This window comes from Rhizobium album (assembly GCF_003122325.1).
GTDB classification, from domain to species: domain Bacteria; phylum Pseudomonadota; class Alphaproteobacteria; order Rhizobiales; family Rhizobiaceae; genus Metarhizobium; species Metarhizobium album.
This window is the reverse complement of record NZ_QFBC01000054.1, coordinates 1-1,460: the sequence shown is the minus strand read 5'-3', so window position 1 is coordinate 1,460 and position 1,460 is coordinate 1. Positions and strand designations below refer to the sequence as shown.

The 1,460-nt window shown below is 59.5% G+C and carries 1 protein-coding gene; it reads right to left on the bottom strand.

Annotated features, from left to right (window positions below; all coding sequences use genetic code 11):
- Positions 1–49: 49 nt before the first annotated feature.
- On the bottom strand, positions 50–1,285 hold the full coding sequence (locus tag DEM27_RS33365) for a tyrosine-type recombinase/integrase (protein ID WP_128755632.1): 1,236 nt from the start codon (positions 1,283–1,285) through the stop codon (positions 50–52).
- Between the last annotated feature and the right edge of the window lie 175 nt (positions 1,286–1,460).

Below are 1,460 nucleotides of genomic sequence, written 5' to 3'. Positions count from 1 at the left end.
CGATAAGCGAGGTAGGCCTCGGCGCGAGACAACATCGTGGCGGGCCCGGTCATGCGCACGCTCCCGGCCACGGCAGAGCCACGGCCGCCAGCCTGGTTTGATCGACGCGAGCGTAGCCCGCAGTCGTCACCACACTCCTGTGCCTCATGATGTCCGCAACCTGTTTCAGAGGCACGGCGCCGTTTACCAGACGGCTCGCAATCGTGTGGCGGAATATATGGATTCTCGTGCAGTCCCAGCCCAACCGTTCGTAGACCGCATAGACTGCTCGCTGCACCGAACGCGGAGTGATCGGTTCTCCGAGCGGCGCCACATGCCGAACGAAGACCTCCCGTCGTTGTGTGGCCTGCCGCTCGTGTACGATATAGTCGGCGATCGCTTCACCGGTCGCAAATGGAAGCGGCATGGGATCTGATCGGCGCGACTTGGAGCGTACCCAGATCAAGCCTTTCTCCCAGTCAATGTCATCGAGCGTCAACCGGGTTACCTCGATCGCCCGCATCCCAAGGTCTGCGAGGCATCTGACGATGGCATGAACTCTCTTCCGGGTTCGACCGATTTCCGCCGAGACCTCCAGCAATCGCGCCAGTTCCGCCGAACTGAATCCCGTTTGCAGCTTCGCCGGCGTTTTCATCGCCGGTGCTGGGATGGCTATTTTCAGCTGCCGGACATCGTCGCCCAGAAGCGTTCGATATCGGAGATAGCACCTGATAGACACCGCATAGCTGCGAATGGTGGCAGGCTTCCATCCGCGACCGGCGAGCACGAACTGACGAATATGCAAGGGGGATAGGTCGGCCATATCAACACGGCCATTCTTCACAACGCCAACCAGCAGCCGCCGGGCGAGATCGCGATGCTTGCGGCGTGAACCCGCGGACATGCCCCAAGCCTCTTCCAGCATCTTGTCGAACGCCTGGAGTTCGCGATCGATCGCCGCGAGGTTCATCGGCGGGATCAGGCGTTGCGCTCTCATTTTGACCGCAAGATTCAAGGCGTAGCGCATCGATGTCACCCCGGTGCGCATTTTCCAGAAACCGGAGCAACGGCAACCACTTTCGTGCTCTGCCAGAAACGCCTCCATGTGGTCAGATGTGAAGCTCTCCATGGTCACGCCATGATCGCTCAGCCAGTAGCCAAAATGGAGGACGACGGCGGTGTATTGGCGCCGGCGTTCGACGTCATAACCTCGGCGCTCATAATGATCGTGGACCATTCGAGCGAGTGGCGAAAGAATATTGTCTGGGTCTTCGGTTCGAAGACGGAGGTGCAGTGGGGTCGGCAATCGCGTTCTCCTTTTTCGCTGAGTTGCGATTGCGAGGTTGCCTTCGCTCCTGTGCCCGACGCTGAGGATTGACGGGCAACGAGCTTATTATGTGCAGGTGAAAGTCGAGGATGCTCTGCAAAGCAGGGCGATCGAGCCTGAGGTGAACATAAGTCACCACGGCTCATATTCGTGC